Raw genomic sequence first — 16,574 nt, 5'->3', positions numbered from 1 at the left:
CGCGGTTGGGGCGCGGGTATGGTGAAATTGGTAGACACGCCAGATTTAGGTTCTGGTGCCGCAAGGCGTGGGAGTTCAAGTCTCTCTACCCGCACCAGCGCCGTCAAGGTGCGGTCCGACGCCAAGGGTGGCGAATGACCGGCGTCTTTAATGCCGCGGCTGGTCTCTTAGAAGTTCCGGCGATGTGCTCATTCTTCAATCCGGCCGTATGTCGGGTGTCTGGGTACCGCCGCCACGATATGAAGGTTTAAAAATGCAGGTTACCGAAACGCTCGCTGAAGGGCTGAAGCGCGAAATCAAGGTCGTTATCCCGAAGCAGGACATGGAAGCCGAACTGAATGTTCGTCTCGCCGACGCCAAGGATAAGGTCCGCATCAACGGCTTCCGTCCGGGCAAGGTGCCGCTCGCGCACCTCAAGAAGACCTACGGCAAGTCGATCATGGCCGATCTCGTCAACGAGATCGTTCGTGAACGCCCGACCAAGATCCTGTCGGAGCGCGGCGAGAAGTCGGCGACCCAGCCGTCCATCTCCATGACCGAGGACGAAGCGGAAGCCGAAAAGATCCTGTCTGCACAGGCCGATTTCGAATTCACGGTATCCTATGAAGTCATTCCGCCGATCGAATTGAAGTCGACCGACAAGATCGAAGTGACCCGCGAAGTCGTCGAGATTGCCGACGAGGAAGTCAACGAGCAGATCCTCAAGATCGCCGAGAGCGCCCGCACCTTCGAAACCAAGAAGGGCAAGGCTGCCAATGGCGACCGCGTCACCATGAACTATCTCGGCAAGGTTGACGGCGTAGCCTTCGATGGCGGCACCGCCGAAGATGCCGAACTGGTTCTCGGTTCGGGTCAGTTCATTCCGGGCTTCGAAGACCAGCTGGTCGGCGTCAAGGCCGGTGACGAGACTGTCATCACCGTCACCTTCCCGGAACAGTATCCGGCTGCGAACCTCGCAGGCAAGGAAGCTACCTTCGACATCACCGTCAAGGACGTTGCGGCTCCTGGCGAAGTCGAAATCAACGATGAGCTCGCTTCCAAGCTCGGCCTTGAATCGGCTGACCGCCTGAAGGAAATCGTCCGCGGCCAGATCGAAGGCCAGTACGGCAACCTGACCCGCCAGAAGGTCAAGCGTCAGATCCTCGACCAGCTCGACGAGATGTACCAGTTCGACACCCCGCAGTCGCTTGTCGACGCCGAGTTCGACAACATCTGGCGCCAGATCAACACCGATCTCGCCCAGTCCGGCAAGACCTTCGAAGACGAAGACACGACCGAGGAAGAAGCCCGCGCGGAATACCGCAAGCTGGCTGAACGCCGCGTTCGCCTCGGCCTCGTCCTCTCCGAAATCGGTGAGAAGGCCGGCGTCGAAGTGACCGAAGAGGAAATGCAGCGTGCGCTCTACGCACAGCTGCAGCAGTTCCCGGGCCAGCAGAAGGAAATCCTCGATTTCTTCCGCAACACGCCTGGCGCTTCCAACTCGCTGCGCGCCCCGATCTTCGAAGAGAAGGTCATCGACAAGCTTCTGTCCGAAGTGAAGGTCACCGACAAGACCGTCTCCAAGGAAGAGCTGATGGCTGACGACGAAGCCGAAGGCGAAGACAAGCCGGCCAAGAAGAAGGCCGCTCCGAAGAAGAAGGCTGCCCCGAAGAAGAAGGCTGCTGAAGACAGCGCCGAGTAATCTTTTCGGACCATGAATGACGAGAGGCCGGGTCGGAAACGACCCGGCCTTTTGCGTTGTAGGGAAGGCTTGAAAACTCTTCAGCGCTTCGCATTAATGTGATTTATAGTCGCAATAATGGGGCGCATAGATGGATCTGGTGCATAACGAGCGTAGAAAGTATTTGGCTGTTGCATTCGACCGAGCATCGACAGCGTGTTTGGCACTTGGGGTGTTCGGGCAAGTCGTCCAATCGACAACTTTGTCAATATCCTGGCAGTCGCTATTCGAAGTTGCGATTTGGATCATCGGCGCATCAATGTTACATATTGCGGGAAGGCAAGTGCTAGGAGGCTTACGCTCATGACCTCAGCATATTTCTTTTTCTGGTATGTCTTGCCGATTCTGATCGGCACGTCGGGTCTGGCTATAGCGGCATATGTAACGCGCAACGACCCCAAGCCGCCGCGGGATAGGCATCCAGCGGAATGAGGAATGGAGCGGGATAAAACCCCGCGACATTCCCCACGTCTCGTGACATAAGGCAGGCCGAATTCCCCTAAGAAGACCGGCAGCCATGATCCGCATCGAAAACATCAGCAAGTCGAACAGCCACCGTATTCTCTATATCGAGGCATCGGCAGCTCTCAACAAGGGCGAGAAGATTGGACTGGTCGGCCCGAATGGCGCCGGCAAGACGACGCTGTTTCGCATGATCACCGGCAGCGAAGTGCCGGACGAAGGTCAGGTCTCGGTCGATAAGCACGTCACCATCGGCTATTTCAACCAGGATGTCGGCGAGATGTCCGGCGTCAGTGCCGTCACCGAAGTGATGGACGGGGCAGGGCCGGTGAGCACCGTTGCCGCCGAACTGCGCGAGCTGGAAGCCGCCATGGTCGATCCCGACCGCATCGACGAGATGGACGCGATCATCGAGCGCTATGGCGAGGTGCAGGCCCGCTATGAGGAGCTCGACGGCTATGGACTGGAAAGCCGTGCCCGCGAAGTACTGGCCGGTCTCTCCTTCAGCGAGGAAATGATGGACGGGGATGTCGGCAAGCTCTCTGGCGGCTGGAAGATGCGTGTGGCGCTTGCCCGCATTCTGCTGATGCGCCCCGACGTGATGCTGCTCGACGAACCGTCCAACCACCTGGATCTCGAAAGCCTGATCTGGCTCGAACAGTTCCTCAAGGGGTATGACGGCGCACTGCTGATGACCTCTCATGACCGCGAGTTCATGAACCGCATCGTCAACAAGATCATCGAGATCGATGCCGGTTCGCTCAATTCCTATGCAGGAGATTACGGCTTCTACGAAGCGCAGCGAGCGCAGAACGAGAAGCAGCAGCAGGCGCAGTTCGAGCGTCAGCAGGCGATGCTGGCCAAGGAAATCAAGTTCATCGAACGCTTCAAGGCGCGTGCCTCGCACGCTGCCCAGGTGCAGAGCCGGGTGAAGAAGCTAGACAAGATCGAACGCGTCGAGCCGCCGAAGCGTCGACAGTCCGTCGCCTTCGAATTTCAGGCGCCGCCACGCTCGGGCGAGGATGTCGCCAACCTCAAGGGCATCCACAAGGCCTATGGCAGCAAGGTCATCTATGAAGGGCTGGATTTCTCCATCCGCCGCAAGGAACGCTGGTGCATCATGGGCGTCAACGGGGCGGGCAAGTCGACGCTCCTGAAGCTGATCGCCGGTTCGGCCGAACCGGATCAGGGCACGGTCGCGGTCGGCGCGAGCGTCAAGATGGGGTACTTCGCCCAGCATGCCATGGATGTGCTCGACGGCGAGCAGACTGTCTTCGAATGGCTGGAATCCGAATTTCCGCGCGCCGGGCAGGGAGCCTTGAGGACGCTGGCCGGCTGCTTCGGCTTTTCCGGCGATGACGTTGAAAAGAAATGCCGTGTTCTGTCGGGCGGTGAAAAGGCCCGCCTCGTGATGGCCGCGATGCTGTTCGATCCGCCGAACTTCCTCGTTCTCGACGAGCCGACCAACCATCTTGATCTCGACACCAAGGAAATGCTGATCAAGGCTCTGTCGGAATACGAAGGCACGATGCTCTTCGTCAGCCACGACCGCCATTTCCTGTCGGAACTGTCGAACCGTGTGCTCGAAGTCTCGTCGGATGGAATACACCGCTATGACGGCGGGTATCGCGAATATGTCGAGCGCACCGGTTACGAGGCGCCAGGTCTCGTTGCCTGACATTCTGTCGATTGCAATCGGCAAATCGTGATCGGCCAACCGGCCGGTCGTCGACTGATAACCTTGATCCATCGTGCCGTGCCCCTAGCTAGCCTTCAGGAGGCTATGGGAGGTTAAACGGCGATGTTGGATTATGGATTTTCAGACACTGCGTTTGCGGGCGCTCGCCCGAATGTCTATTTTGGCCCTGATGCTTTCCGGCTGCACTATCCCGCCGGATACCTCGCGCGTGGTCGGTGAAAATTCCACCATAGCCGCGGCGCGCGAGGAACTGGTCGGTCTCGATCAGGACGACGTCAGGATGTGCGCCGGCTTCCCCACTGCCAGCAGTGCGACAGCCGATGGCGGATCCATATGGGCTTACAGGCGGGACATGCCGCGCGGCAGCTGGAATGTCGTCAATCCGTCGATCACGCTGTTCGGCGCCATTCCGGCAGTCAATACCTCAAGGAGCGGTCAATCCGGCGGCAATTGCAGCACGCAGTTCCGCTTCGCCGACGCCAAGCTGACGCAGGTCGAATTCGCCGGCGACAACAATACGGCGACGGACCTCAACGGCCTGTGCGTCAGCATGATCGACAACTGCGTCATCTATGCGCGCAAGAAGAAGACGGATTGAGCCCCGACTATTCGGTGATCGTGTAGGAGCCCATCTGGCAGAGGTCCTGGGTATCCTCCATGTCCTCATAGCCCGAATCCTCGGTGAATTCGAAGCGCAGGTCGTATTTGCACACGCGCCTGCCGTCGGCGATGGTGATCTTTACGCTGTCGCCGGGTTCCAGCACATCCTTGCCGAACACATCCTCTTCCCACTCGTCGACGCCGACGGGCGACGTGTAGAAGCGCTCGACGACGCCATCGGTCTTGTTTGTCAGCATGAAGATCAGGTCATCGGCGCGCGCAGTCGCGGTCATGACGAAAAGGGCCGCAGAAACGCCTGCGGCCATGCGGATGGATTTGTTCATCGCAGCCTCCCAGCCCATGATCGGGCGGATTAAAATTAGCACAAGCTAATTGGCTCGCAATCGGCGCTTCGATTCATGATGAATCCGGCTGTTAACCCTCGGACATCGACTGCATTTCAGCGGCCGCCGTGTCGTCTTTCTCCGTCGCTCGCTGATAGGCGTCGCGCAGCGCGAGCCGGCCGAAATACTGTTCGAAGGCCGGTCGCTTTTCGACCGTCCCGAACTGCAGGCCCCAGCCGACCTGCGAGCCGACATAGACATCGGCGGCCGAGAATTTTTCGCCGGCTATGTAGGAGTTGGTCCGGACTGCCAGTTCCAGCGCATCCATCACGTCGGCATGGCTGCCATAGCCGATCATCCGCTCGCTCCCCGGCGGGACATCGAAGCCGAGCGCCTTGTTGCTGACGGCGGCTTCCAGCGGCCCGGCGGCAAAGAACATCCAGCGATAGTAGTCGGCGCGATCGGCAGGTGAAGGCGCAAGGCCGGCCTGTGGAAACGCATCAGCCAGATAGGCGCAGATCGCGGCGCATTCCGTCACCGTCTTCTTGCCATGGACGATCGCCGGAACCTTGCCCATCGGGTTGACGGACTTGTAGCTGTCGTCCTTCATGTCGGTTCCGAATTGCAGGATCTCTGTCCTGTAGGCAACGCCGACCTCCTCCAGCATCCAGCGGGCTATGCGCCCGCGTGACATCGGATTGGTGTAGAGCACGAGTTCGTCTGACATCCGCAGTCCTCCTGTCGCTCCCCTTGTTGTGGGGCGCAGGGAAGGACAGTCAAGGCGCAGCGACGGGACCGGAGGCTCAGAGAGGCTTGCGATACTGGATGAAGCCGGGCGCCACAGCGACGCGGTCATAAAGGCGGCGAGCCGCGTCGTTATGTTCCTGCGTCAGCCAGTAGAGCCGACCGGCATTCCTGTCGCGCGCCAGAAGCGCCACTTTCTCGATCAGCGCCTCGCCGACACCGCGGCCGCGCTGGCTGTTGTCGACATAGAGATCCTGCAGGTAGCAGGTCGTATCCGGCAGCCATGTCGAGCGGTGGAAGAGCGCATGCACGATGCCGACCAGCTTGCCGTCGTCGAAGGCGCCGAGTGCATGCATCGGCTCGGCCGGATCGAGAAAGCGCGCCCATGTGATGTCGTACTGGTCTTTCGGCAGTTCCGATTCGTAGAAGCGGATATAGGCCTCGAACAGCGGCTGCCACGCTGCGCGATCCGAAGGCTCGAGGGGACGGATTTCAACGGGACGATGTGCAGACAACGCGGGCCTCCTCGCACAAAAGAAAACGGCGGGGAAAGCCCCGCCGTTCAAATCTACTCCGAAGATTATGGCTTACGCCATCGCCTTCTTCAGGTTTTCGTCGATCTTGTCGAGGAATGCGGTGGTCGACAGCCACGGCTGGTCCGGACCGATCAGGAGTGCCAGATCCTTGGTCATGAAGCCGGCTTCGACCGTGTCGACGCAGACCTTCTCGAGCGTCAGCGCGAACTTGGAAAGTTCGGCATTGTCGTCCAGCTTGGCGCGGTGCGCGAGGCCACGGGTCCAGGCGAAGATCGAGGCAATCGAGTTCGTCGAGGTTTCCTGGCCCTTCTGGTGCTGACGGTAATGGCGCGTCACGGTGCCGTGTGCGGCTTCGGCTTCTACCGTCTTGCCATCCGGCGTCATCAGGACCGAGGTCATCAGGCCGAGCGAGCCGAAGCCCTGCGCGACGATATCCGACTGCACGTCGCCGTCGTAGTTCTTGCACGCCCAGACGTAACCGCCGGACCACTTCAGGGCAGAGGCGACCATGTCGTCGATCAGGCGGTGTTCGTACCAGATCTTGGCAGCGTCGTACTGTTCCTTGAATTCGGCGTCGAAGATCTCCTGGAACAGATCCTTGAAGCGGCCGTCATAAGCCTTGAGGATGGTGTTCTTGGTCGACAGGTAGCAGGGAACGCCGCGCTGCAGGGCGTAGTTGAACGAAGCGCGGGCGAAGTCGCGAATCGAGTCGTCGAGGTTGTACATCGCCATCGCGACGCCGGAGGACGGGGCGTCGAAGACGTCGTGCTCGATGGTCTGGCCATCGTCGCCGACGAACTTGATCGACAGCTTGCCCTTGCCGGGGAACTTGAAGTCGGTTGCGCGGTACTGGTCGCCGAAGGCGTGGCGGCCGACGATGATCGGCTTCGTCCAGCCCGGAACGAGGCGCGGCACGTTCTGCATGATGATCGGTTCGCGGAAGATGACGCCGCCGAGAATGTTGCGGATCGTGCCGTTCGGGCTCTTCCACATCTTCTTCAGGCTGAATTCCTCGACGCGCGCCTCGTCCGGCGTGATCGTGGCGCACTTGATGCCGACGCCGTGCTTCTTGATGGCGTTGGCGGCATCGATCGTCACCTGATCGTCGGTGGCATCGCGGTTCTCGACGGAGAGGTCATAGTATTCGATGTCGAGATCGAGATAGGGAAGGATCAGCTTGTCCTTGATGAGCTGCCAGATGATGCGGGTCATCTCGTCGCCGTCGAGATCGACGACCGGGTTCGCTACCTTGATCTTCTGCATGGACTTCCTCTTGTCGTGAGCGGGCCAACCGGCCCCTGATTGATCAACGGGTTGCGCTATAGCATCGCGTGGCAACCCTGCAAAGGCGTGAGGTCCCGATTCTGGTCATTTCGACATGATTTGAACGGGTCGAAATTCCCCGGTGGAAGCGATGATATTGGTGATTGCCAAATGGCCTTTCAGGCGTAAGGTCCGCGCGAAAATGCATCGAATACGGAATTGCCCCATGCGCCTTCTGCCCCTCGCGCTCGCCCTCTCGCTTCTCTCGTCTGCCGCGCTCGCCACCGATCCGGCAGCGCCCGTGAACGAAGTGATGAAGATCACCGAGGATAACTGGAAAAGCAACGACAGCGACTGGAAGTTCATCTTCGATGCCGATCCGCTGTCGCGCCTGTTCAGCAAAAAGTTCCAGGCGGCCTATGCGGAAGCCTCCAAGCATCCGGCCTATGAAACGGAAAACAATGCACCCGGCGATCCCTTCGGTTATGACGTCGTCACCGCCTCGCAGGATGGTTGCCCGCTGACGGATGTTGCGATCGTTTCCGGTAATGCCGAGGCGGGCAGAACGAGCTTCAAGGTGACTTTCAAGCAGTGGACCTGCATCGACGATGCCGACCTGAAGGACAGCATTTCGGAAGTTCATTTCGACGTCATCGACGAAGACGGTCGCCCGGTCATCGACGATATCCACCGCGTTGCCGATGGCGAAAGCGATTCCCTGATCGCCGAAATGGAAACGATCGCCAAGGGGGAATAAGCGGCGAATAGCGGGCGAGTGCCCCTTTCTCCTTGCGATGCTGCCGCATGGCCGCTATTTGCCCTGCAAAACATCAGCGGAAGCGAAAATGTCAGGGACAAACAGCGAGCGCGAACTGATCGCGGAAGGTCCGGCCATCATTCTGGTCGAGCCGCAGCTCGGGGAAAATATCGGGATGGTGGCGCGCGCCATGGCCAATTTCGGCCTGGCGGAACTGCGCCTCGTCAACCCGCGGGACGGCTGGCCGAGCGAAAAGGCGCGCTCTGCCGCCTCCAAGGCCGACCATGTCATCGACGGCACCAAGGTCTACGAGACACTCGAAGACGCGATCAACGACCTGAACTTCGTCTATGCGACGACGGCGCGCGAGCGTTACGGTTTCAAGCCGGTCCGCTCGCCGGTTTTCGCCGCCGCCACGTTGCGCGAAAAATTCAAGGCCGGTGAAAAGACCGGCATCCTCTTCGGTCGCGAACGCTGGGGTCTCAACAACGAGGAAGTGGCGCTCGCCGACGAGATCGTCACATTCCCGGTCAATCCCGCCTTCGCCTCGCTCAATATCGCCCAGGCCGTACTTCTGATGTCCTATGACTGGATGAAGTCCGGCATCGACGACCTCGAGGAAACCCGCTTCCAGCCCATTGAGCAGAAGCCGTCGACCAAGGATCAGGTGCTCGGCATGTTCGAGCATATCGAGGAGGCGCTTGATGCCCGTGGTTATTTCCACCCCGCTGAAAAAAAGCCGAAAATGATCGACAACCTGCGCGCCGTGCTGTCGCGGCGTGCTTTTTCCGAGCAGGAGATCAGTGTCTTTCGCGGCGTGATCAACTCGCTCGACCGCTTCCCGCGCCAGTGGCCGCGAAAGGTGACGCCGAGACAGAAGAAGGCCGCTGATGCGGGGGAGAATGCGGGGAATGACGCCGACGAATGAGCTGAAGCCGGTTCTGGTGTTCGATTCGGGCATCGGCGGCCTGACCGTGCTGCGCGAGGCCCGCGTGCTGATGCCGGAACGCGGCTTCATCTATATCGCCGACGATGCAGCCTTTCCCTATGGCAGCTGGGAGGAGGGCGCTCTTCAGATGCGCATTCTCTCTCTCTTCGAAACGCTGCTGGCCGATTACCGCCCCGAACTCTGCATCATCGCCTGCAACACCGCCTTCACGCTCGCCGGCGCTGCCCTGCGTGAAAAATTCCCCGGTATGACCTTCGTCGGCACGGTGCCGGCCATCAAGCCTGCGGCGGAACGCACCCGCTCCGGCCTCGTCTCGGTGCTGGCGACGCCCGGTACGGTGAAACGCGCCTATACCCGCGATCTCATCCAGTCATTTGCCACGCAATGCCATGTCCGGCTCGTCGGTTCGGAAAACCTTGCCCGCATGGCGGAAAGCTATATTCGCGGCGATGCGATTGCCGACGAGGCGGTTGCCGCCGAAATCGCCCCGTGTTTCGTCGAGAAGGATGGCGAAAAGACCGATATCGTCGTGCTCGCCTGCACCCATTACCCGTTCATGGCCAATCTTTTCCGCCGCCTGGCGCCATGGCCGGTCGATTGGCTCGATCCGGCCGAGGCCATCGCTAGGCAGGCGCGCCGCAAGGTGCCGTTGATCGACGGCGCCGAACATCCGGACGGATTCGATTTCGCCATCTTCACCTCCGGCAAACCGGATTTTTCCACACGCCGTCTGATGCAGGGCTTTGGCCTGACGGTGTAAGGCCAAGTTTCTGTCTTTCGATACGACGGTGCTGTTCGGGCTTTCTGCAGAAGTGCTGTTGTAAATCCGCAACGATCGAGGTCCTTGGTGCAATTTTCGATTGTGTCGTCTTGCGCGAATGGGAAGACCGTGCCATGTTTCCGTCATCCGCAACTCACAATCAAGGGAGCGCCGACATGACTGTAATTTCTGCCGATATGCGCCGCTCTGGCGGATCTGTCCGAATCATGCGGGTCACCCGACCGCGCCCTGTGCTTGGACTAGCTTTCTGGGGCTGATTGCGCCCGGAAACCGCCTTTTGGCACCATTCTTCAAAAACATTTGACGTGACCGGCTAGGCAGTTCGGCGGCTTCTGTCGTCCGCATTTCCGCGCGCGTCTTCCAAACCTCGAAAGGACCCGCTCGATACAGCGATGCGGGGCGGAAAAGCCATGCGTGAAATGCACGTAATGATTGCCGATGGCCTGTCGGCCGAAATAGACGCACTCCATCAGCGGCACGGTTTCCGGCGGCTGATGCAGGCACTCCTTGCCAGCCTTGTCCGCCGGTCGCTGCGTCGGGAGGTCAACGACGTTCTCGACCTCGACAACCATATGCGCAGGGATATCGGCCTGCGCGAGCTGGACAGTGATGTCGACCGTGTCCTTGAGGCACGCTTCGACCAGTGGAAATACTATCTCTGAATAGTGCCATCAGCGGTCGCCGAGCTTGCCTTAACGGCTCTGGCCCGGCGACCGCAGGTTTCCTGCGTCCCAGGGATTGCGCGGCGGGTGCCTGCGATCCGGAAGGTACGGCACGGCTGCTGCGGCGGGTCGCTTGCCAATCCACATTTTCCGTGGCTTGCTCGCGGTGATCCAAGGGAGGAATATCATGTCGCTCGAACACTGGCTGGCCTTCGTCGCCGCCTCGGCCATCCTTCTGGCGATACCGGGGCCGACCATTCTTCTCGTCATTTCCTATTCGCTGAGCCACGGGCGCAAGGTGGCGAGCGCGACCGTTGCCGGTGTGGCACTCGGTGATTTCACCGCCATGACGGCATCGATGCTCGGCCTCGGCGCACTGCTCGCGACCTCCGCCATGCTGTTCACGGTGCTGAAATGGGCCGGTGCCGCCTATCTGATCTATCTCGGCATCAAGCTCTGGCGCGCGCCGGTTGCCGACAAGACGGTGGCGGTGGATGAGGCGGAGCCCCCGGCGGTGCGTCCATTCCGCGTTTTCCTTCATACCTATGCCGTTACGGCGCTAAACCCGAAGAGCATGGTATTCTTCGTCGCCTTCCTGCCGCAGTTCCTTGATCTTGCGAAGCCGCTCTTCTTCCAGATGGCGATATTCGAAGTGACCTTCCTGATCCTCGCTACGCTCAACGCCGCACTCTACGGGCTGCTTGCCTCGATGGCGCGCGACACGATCCGCAAGCCGAAGGTACAGCGCATCGTCAATCGCACCGGCGGCTCGCTGATGATCGGGGCAGGGCTGTTGTCGCTCGGCTTCAGGCGGGCTTCGGCCTGATTTGCAAACCCTGTTGATTTTCTCACTTGCCGGGCGAAACGAATCCTAGTCTCTGCTAAAGGGAGGGTTCGGCAAGCCGCGTCACCGCGAAGAGACCGCCGAACGAACAGCATAATACAGCATACGAGGTAGGGCATTGCAGGTCGGCATCGATATGGGAACTGTGTCCGGCGGCGCGCCGGCCAAGCTCGATATCGAGGAGCTTCTGGCAACGCGTCTGCTGGTGCAGGGCAATTCCGGCTCGGGAAAATCGCATCTTCTGCGTCGCCTTCTCGAACAATCGGCCCCTTGGGTGCAGCAGGTCGTCATCGATCCGGAAGGCGACTTCGTCACGCTTTCGGATAAGTACGGCCATGTCGTTGTCGATGGCGAGCGCACCGAGGCCGAGCTTGCCGGCATTGCCAACCGCATCCGCAAGAACCGCGTTTCCTGCGTGCTGACGCTCGAAGGTCTCGACCTCGAAGAGCAGATGCGTGCCGCCGCCGCCTTCCTGAATGGCATGTTCGATGCCGATCGCGATTACTGGTATCCGGTCCTCGTCGTCGTCGATGAAGCGCAGATGTTCGCGCCCTCCGTCGGCGGCGATGTGTCCGAAGATGCCCGCAAGATGTCGCTCGGCGCGATGACCAACCTGATGTGCCGCGGCCGTAAGCGCGGTCTGGCCGGCGTCATCGCCACCCAGCGTCTGGCAAAGCTTGCCAAGAACGTCGCGGCCGAAGCGTCGAACTTTCTGATGGGCCGGACTTTCCTCGATATCGACATGGCGCGCGCCGCAGATCTGCTCGGCATGGATCGTCGCCAGGCGGAAATGTTCCGCGATCTGAAGCGCGGCAATTTCGTCGCCCTCGGCCCGGCTCTGTCGCGTCGACCGCTGCCGATCGTCATCGGCCATGTCGAGACCTCGGCCCGCTCGTCTAGCCCGAAGCTGATGCCGTTGCCGGATGCGCCGCAGGATGTCGAGGATCTGATCTTCACGCCGGACCCGGAAGAATTCGCAAGGCCGCTGACGGCCGTGCGCCGCCCGACGCCCGCACCGCGTCCGACGACCGATATCTTGGCCGAACTTTCGCGCTCGACGCCCGCAGCCATCCAGCCCGCCGCCAACGACGCGCGGGTGCCGATGCCGGAGCTTACCGACGAGGAGCGGGAGGAGCGGTTGATGGCGGTTCTGTCGGAAATCCTAGATGATCCGCAATCGGCCTATCGCACCGACAGCGTACTTTATCAGGATTTCCTCGTCCGCGCCCGCATGCGTCGTCTGCCCGGCCCGCCGATCTCGCTCAGCGATTTCCGCCGCCGCACCGCAATCGCCCGTTCCGGTGTCGATGCAGCCATGGCCGCAAGCGATGCCTGGGCAACCGTTCTGTCGCTGTCGAACGGCGTTTCCGACGATCTGCAGGGCGTTTTCCTGATGATGGCGAAGGCAGCGCTCGGCGGTGAGGCCTGCCCGTCCGATGCCCGTATTGCCCGTGCCTACGGCACCCATTCCGCCCGCCGCGCCCGCCGCCTTCTCGGCTATTTCGAGGAGCAGGGGCTGATCGTCGTGCATGCGGATTTCGCCGGCAAGCGCATCGTCGCCTTCCCGGATCTGCAGGCCGAAACCGCCCCCGGAGCCGCCGAGGCCCCGGACGAGGTCGACGCCAAGATCGCTGCGGAATAATACCGCAGCATGCCACGCCGCCAACGCGGCGGCGGATGTCGGCCGCCGTGTTTGAAGCAGGCGGGGCAGACATCGGATGTTCAGCTGCAAAAACAACGGGGCGAACGCCGCAGATCGCGCGCACAACGGCCCGAAGCAGTTGACAATTCCATGACAGCCGCCTAAAGACCCGCCAGCGCCGGGTGGCAACGCCCGGTGTTTTTGTTGACATGTCCCGTGGTCATCTCCGATCGCTGTCGTGAGAGACCTGTCAGAGCTCTTGAAATAGAGGGTTCAGAGGAGGGCGTGTTTCCTTGATCCGGTTTGGCAACAAACCGGTGAAACCGTTTGAAAGGAAATGCGATGAGCAAGCGCGAATCGTCCAAGTACAAAATTGACCGCCGTATGGGCGAAAACATCTGGGGCCGCCCGAAGTCCCCGGTTAACCGCCGCGAATACGGCCCTGGCCAGCACGGTCAGCGCCGCAAGGGCAAGCTCTCCGACTTCGGTGTTCAGCTCCGCGCCAAGCAGAAGCTGAAGGGCTACTACGGCGACATCCGCGAGAAGCAGTTCCGCGCGATCTACGAAGAAGCCAACCGCCGCAAGGGCGACACCGGTGAAAACCTGATCGGTCTGCTCGAAGCCCGTCTGGACGCCATCGTCTACCGCGCCAAGTTCGTTCCGACGGTCTTTGCTGCCCGTCAGTTCGTCAACCACGGCCACGTCACGGTCAACGGCGTCCGCGTCAACATCGGTTCCTACCGTTGCAAGGCCGGCGACGTCATCGAGGTCCGCCAGAAGTCGAAGCAGCTCGTTACGGTTCTCGAAGCCGTTTCGCTCGCTGAACGCGACGTTCCGGACTACATCGAAGTCGACCACAACAAGATGGTTGCCACCTTCGCCCGCGTTCCGGCTCTGTCTGATGTACCGTACCCGGTCATCATGGAACCGTCGCTGGTCGTCGAATTCTACTCGCGTTAATCGCGACGAAAATTCTGGAATACGAATGGCCCCGCAAGGGGCCATTTTCGTATCTGCCGAAAGCAACAAAAAAGCCGCCCCAAAAGGAGCGGCTTTTTTGTTGTGTTGCCGCAAGGCACTCCTATTTGGTGGAGGTCTTCTTTTCCGAGGTAACGGTCTTTTCGACCGTGGTCGCTGTCGTCACGTCCGTCGTCTTTACCGTATTGGCGCCGTCTTGGTCCTTCTTCTCGCCCATCCGGTTCCAGGCGTCGAGGCCGGCGATCTTGTAGGCTTCGGCAAGCGTCGGGTAGTTGAACGTGTTCTCGACGAAATACTCGACCGTTCCCTTGAGGTTCAGAACCGCCTGGCCGATATGCACGAGTTCTGTCGCGCCTTCGCCGACGATGTGGACGCCAAGCAGGCGGCGGGTTTTCAGCGAGAAGATCAATTTCAGAAGGCCGCTGTCGAGACCCATGATATGGCCGCGCGAGGTTTCGCGAAAACGCGCGACGCCGCATTCATAAGGAATGCCGCGCTCCTTCATCTCTTCCTCGGTAAGGCCACAGGTGGAAATTTCCGGCACGGCATAGATGCCGTAGGGGAAGTATTTCTGCGGTTCCATGGCGATCGCACCGACTGCGACGCGGGCGGCGATGCGACCCTGTTCCATCGAGGTGGATGCAAGGCTCGGGAAGCCGACGACGTCGCCGGCGGCATAGATGCCGGGAACCGACGTCTCGAATGTTTCCGGGTTGACGCGCAGGCGCCCGCGGCTGTCGGCCTCGAGGCCGGCGGCGGCAAGGTTCAGCGTATCGGTGGCGCCGACGCGGCCGGCTGCATAGAGCACCATGTCGGCGATGATCTTGCGCCCGGTATCGACCGTGACGGCGATCTTGCCGTCCGCCATCTTCTCCACCTTCTCGGCTTTCTGGCCGAGCAGCAGCTTCATGTTGCGGTCGCGCAGCTGGTAGGTGAAGTCCTCGATGATTTCCTTGTCGATGAAGTCGAGCAATGTCGGCTTCGGATCGATGACGGTCACGGCCGCATCGAGCGCCGAGAAGATCGTCGCATATTCGATGCCGATGACGCCCGCGCCGATGACGACGATCGATCGCGGCAGATTGTGGATTTCCAGCAGTTCGTCGCTATCGAGAACCGTCTTGTTGTCGAAGGGGATAGAGGAGGGGCGGTAGGGCCGGGTGCCGACGGCAAGCAGTATGCTCTTGCCCGTAACATGGACGATATCGTCGTCATCCTTGACGATCTGCAGCGTGTCCTTGGAGGCGAAGCTTGCCTTGCCGCGAATGTGCTGCACGCGGTTGCGGGCGAACTGGTGTTCCAAAACGTCGACCTCATGGTCGAGCGTGATCAGCAGGCGACGGCGCAGGTCTTCGGCGCTGATCTCCTGTTTGACGCGGTAGGAGCGACCATAGAATCCGCGCTCGCGCCAGCCCGAAAGGTTCAGTGCCGTCTCGCGCAATGTCTTCGACGGGATCGTGCCCGTATGGACGGAGACCCCGCCGACGCGGCGGCCCTGTTCCACCACAAGTACCTTCTTGTCGAGCTTGGCCGCCTGAATGGCCGCGCGGCGCCCGGCCGGTCCGCTGCCGACAACGATCAGATCGTACTGGTGCATGAAATTCTCCGCTTGAAACTGCTGGTTAGGCTTGGCCCACCGCTGAAAACCTACAGGTCTATTCTAAAATTTTGATTGCAGCGCACAAGCCTCAAAAAGCAGCTAAAAGATCAAAAAATGGGCAAGTAAAAAATTGATGAAAAAGTGGCTTGACCTCGGAGGTGCGATCGGGTTTTTTGTGACCAATCGATAATTGGTTCAATGAATGGTCCGGTAGGCGAATTGGCCGCAGACAACTCAACTTATGCTCTAGGGCGCTTGCGGGCGATGATCGCCTCGAACGAATTCGGCAGCGAAGGCCGCTTGCCGACCGAGCGCGCGCTGACGGATGCGCTCGGCGTCAGTCGCCGGGCTGTTCGTCGTGCGCTTGAAGTGCTGGAGTCGGAAGGCCTGATCTGGCGTCGTCAGGGCGCTGGGACCTTTGTCGGCGAAAAGCCGGATGGCTGGAGCGACCATGTGGAGGCGCTGGTCGCGGGTACCGACATCATGGAAATCATGGAAGTGCGCCTGCGCATTGAGCCGCAGCTGGCACAGCTTGCCGCGATGCGGGCCAAACCGGCGGAGATCGAGCGCATGCGCGCCCTCGCCGAAAAGACCGGTCAGAGCACCGATGCCGACAGCAAGGAATTGTGGGACGGATCGCTGCACCGCCAGATCGCCCAGAGCGCCGGCAACAAGCTTTTCCTGTCGATCTTCGACGTCATCAACCGCATTCGTCAGGACGAAGCCTGGCAGTCGATCCGCGAGCGCGCGCGTCGCACCGGCACCAATGGCCGCACCTCCTACGAGCAGCATATGGCCATCGTCGATGCAATTGCCGCCCGCGATCCGGGCAGGGCGGGCGAGGCAATGCGCCAGCATCTTCTCATGCACCAGGAACGCCTGATCCGCGCCACCTCGCTCGAGGCTCTCGACGAGGTTGGGGCGGCAGGCGGCCCCTCAGAACTTGCGGAGACCGACGCGTCGCCCTTGAGCGCCGCATCGTGAACCGCCGGA

General features: G+C 60.6%; 16 protein-coding genes and 1 tRNA gene. 12 read left to right on the top strand and 5 right to left on the bottom strand.

The features are described from left to right. The first annotated feature begins 12 nt into the window (after positions 1-12). The 4 genes from AC0JZ4_RS15815 (at position 13) to AC0JZ4_RS15800 (ending at position 4,479) form a co-directional block, all read left to right on the top strand. A tRNA-Leu gene (locus tag AC0JZ4_RS15815) sits at positions 13-97 on the top strand. 156 nt (positions 98-253) lie between these two features. Beyond that, positions 254-1,681, top strand: a complete 1,428-nt coding sequence (gene tig / locus AC0JZ4_RS15810; protein ID WP_471887300.1) for a trigger factor — start codon at positions 254-256, stop codon at positions 1,679-1,681. Positions 1,682-2,237: 556 nt separating this feature from the next. Then, positions 2,238-3,860, top strand: coding sequence for an ABC-F family ATP-binding cassette domain-containing protein (locus AC0JZ4_RS15805; RefSeq protein WP_471887299.1), 1,623 nt, complete (start codon positions 2,238-2,240; stop codon positions 3,858-3,860). Between the two features lie 172 nt (positions 3,861-4,032). Then, complete coding sequence (locus AC0JZ4_RS15800; RefSeq protein ID WP_471887298.1) at positions 4,033-4,479, top strand: hypothetical protein; 447 nt, start codon at positions 4,033-4,035, stop codon at positions 4,477-4,479. Between the two features lie 7 nt (positions 4,480-4,486). Here the strand turns inward: AC0JZ4_RS15800 and AC0JZ4_RS15795 are convergent, their stop codons facing one another. From AC0JZ4_RS15795 to AC0JZ4_RS15780, 4 genes are all read right to left on the bottom strand, one after another. Beyond that, complete coding sequence (locus tag AC0JZ4_RS15795; RefSeq protein ID WP_471887909.1) at positions 4,487-4,807, bottom strand: hypothetical protein; 321 nt, start codon at positions 4,805-4,807, stop codon at positions 4,487-4,489. A gap of 109 nt (positions 4,808-4,916) precedes the next feature. Further along, positions 4,917-5,552, bottom strand: coding sequence for a glutathione S-transferase family protein (locus AC0JZ4_RS15790; protein ID WP_471887297.1), 636 nt, complete (start codon positions 5,550-5,552; stop codon positions 4,917-4,919). 76 nt (positions 5,553-5,628) lie between these two features. Continuing rightward, a complete protein-coding gene (locus AC0JZ4_RS15785; RefSeq protein WP_471887296.1) occupies positions 5,629-6,084 on the bottom strand; it encodes a GNAT family N-acetyltransferase in 456 nt (151 codons plus the stop codon). A 72-nt stretch (positions 6,085-6,156) separates the two neighbouring features. After that, a complete protein-coding gene (locus tag AC0JZ4_RS15780; protein ID WP_471887295.1) occupies positions 6,157-7,368 on the bottom strand; it encodes an NADP-dependent isocitrate dehydrogenase in 1,212 nt (403 codons plus the stop codon). Between the two features lie 226 nt (positions 7,369-7,594). On the opposite strand from AC0JZ4_RS15780, the gene AC0JZ4_RS15775 reads away from it, so the two are divergent. The 7 genes from AC0JZ4_RS15775 (at position 7,595) to rpsD (ending at position 13,963) form a co-directional block, all read left to right on the top strand. Then, entirely contained in the window at positions 7,595-8,125 is a 531-nt protein-coding gene (locus AC0JZ4_RS15775; protein ID WP_471887294.1) for a hypothetical protein, read from the top strand. Positions 8,126-8,213: 88 nt separating this feature from the next. Further along, positions 8,214-9,053 carry an RNA methyltransferase gene (locus AC0JZ4_RS15770; protein WP_471887293.1) on the top strand — a complete coding sequence of 280 codons (840 nt, stop codon included), beginning with the start codon at positions 8,214-8,216 and terminating at the stop codon, positions 9,051-9,053. Next, on the top strand, positions 9,037-9,834 hold the full coding sequence (murI, locus tag AC0JZ4_RS15765; RefSeq protein WP_471887292.1) for a glutamate racemase: 798 nt from the start codon (positions 9,037-9,039) through the stop codon (positions 9,832-9,834). The genes AC0JZ4_RS15770 and murI overlap by 17 nt, the downstream gene beginning before the upstream one ends. A 431-nt stretch (positions 9,835-10,265) precedes the next feature. Continuing rightward, entirely contained in the window at positions 10,266-10,517 is a 252-nt protein-coding gene (locus tag AC0JZ4_RS15760; protein ID WP_471887291.1) for a hypothetical protein, read from the top strand. Between the two features lie 187 nt (positions 10,518-10,704). Continuing rightward, on the top strand, positions 10,705-11,343 hold the full coding sequence (locus AC0JZ4_RS15755) for a LysE family translocator (protein WP_471887290.1): 639 nt from the start codon (positions 10,705-10,707) through the stop codon (positions 11,341-11,343). 136 nt (positions 11,344-11,479) lie between these two features. Beyond that, positions 11,480-13,003 carry a helicase HerA domain-containing protein gene (locus AC0JZ4_RS15750; RefSeq protein ID WP_471887289.1) on the top strand — a complete coding sequence of 508 codons (1,524 nt, stop codon included), beginning with the start codon at positions 11,480-11,482 and terminating at the stop codon, positions 13,001-13,003. 342 nt (positions 13,004-13,345) lie between these two features. Further along, positions 13,346-13,963 (top strand): 30S ribosomal protein S4, encoded by a 618-nt coding sequence (gene rpsD, locus AC0JZ4_RS15745; RefSeq protein WP_471887288.1) that lies wholly within the window; start codon positions 13,346-13,348, stop codon positions 13,961-13,963. Between the two features lie 121 nt (positions 13,964-14,084). On the opposite strand, the gene sthA is transcribed toward rpsD, so the two are convergent. After that, positions 14,085-15,578, bottom strand: a complete 1,494-nt coding sequence (gene sthA, locus AC0JZ4_RS15740; protein WP_471887287.1) for a Si-specific NAD(P)(+) transhydrogenase — start codon at positions 15,576-15,578, stop codon at positions 14,085-14,087. Positions 15,579-15,779: 201 nt separating this feature from the next. Here sthA and AC0JZ4_RS15735 point away from each other — a divergent pair, with 201 nt between their 5' ends. Then, positions 15,780-16,565, top strand: coding sequence for a FadR/GntR family transcriptional regulator (locus AC0JZ4_RS15735; RefSeq protein ID WP_471887286.1), 786 nt, complete (start codon positions 15,780-15,782; stop codon positions 16,563-16,565). Positions 16,566-16,574 lie beyond the last annotated feature (9 nt).

It is taken from the genome of [Rhizobium] kunmingense (assembly GCF_977018605.1).
The sequence above is the reverse complement of the archived record's forward strand: the minus strand, read 5'-3'. Positions and strand labels throughout refer to the sequence as shown.

Bases quoted from the DNA above. Each gene is read 5' to 3' on its own strand.
- tig (WP_471887300.1), top strand. From the start codon at position 254: ATGCAGGTTACCGAAACGCTCGCTGAAGGGCTGAAGCGCGAAATCAAG.
- AC0JZ4_RS15805 (WP_471887299.1), top strand. From the start codon at position 2,238: ATGATCCGCATCGAAAACATCAGCAAGTCGAACAGCCACCGTATTCTC.
- AC0JZ4_RS15800 (WP_471887298.1), top strand. From the start codon at position 4,033: ATGTCTATTTTGGCCCTGATGCTTTCCGGCTGCACTATCCCGCCGGAT.
- AC0JZ4_RS15795 (WP_471887909.1), bottom strand. From the start codon at position 4,807: ATGGCCGCAGGCGTTTCTGCGGCCCTTTTCGTCATGACCGCGACTGCG.
- AC0JZ4_RS15790 (WP_471887297.1), bottom strand. From the start codon at position 5,552: ATGTCAGACGAACTCGTGCTCTACACCAATCCGATGTCACGCGGGCGC.
- AC0JZ4_RS15780 (WP_471887295.1), bottom strand. From the start codon at position 7,368: ATGCAGAAGATCAAGGTAGCGAACCCGGTCGTCGATCTCGACGGCGAC.
- AC0JZ4_RS15775 (WP_471887294.1), top strand. From the start codon at position 7,595: ATGCGCCTTCTGCCCCTCGCGCTCGCCCTCTCGCTTCTCTCGTCTGCC.
- AC0JZ4_RS15770 (WP_471887293.1), top strand. From the start codon at position 8,214: ATGTCAGGGACAAACAGCGAGCGCGAACTGATCGCGGAAGGTCCGGCC.
- murI (WP_471887292.1), top strand. From the start codon at position 9,037: ATGACGCCGACGAATGAGCTGAAGCCGGTTCTGGTGTTCGATTCGGGC.
- AC0JZ4_RS15760 (WP_471887291.1), top strand. From the start codon at position 10,266: ATGCGTGAAATGCACGTAATGATTGCCGATGGCCTGTCGGCCGAAATA.
- AC0JZ4_RS15755 (WP_471887290.1), top strand. From the start codon at position 10,705: ATGTCGCTCGAACACTGGCTGGCCTTCGTCGCCGCCTCGGCCATCCTT.
- rpsD (WP_471887288.1), top strand. From the start codon at position 13,346: ATGAGCAAGCGCGAATCGTCCAAGTACAAAATTGACCGCCGTATGGGC.
- sthA (WP_471887287.1), bottom strand. From the start codon at position 15,578: ATGCACCAGTACGATCTGATCGTTGTCGGCAGCGGACCGGCCGGGCGC.
- AC0JZ4_RS15735 (WP_471887286.1), top strand. From the start codon at position 15,780: ATGAATGGTCCGGTAGGCGAATTGGCCGCAGACAACTCAACTTATGCT.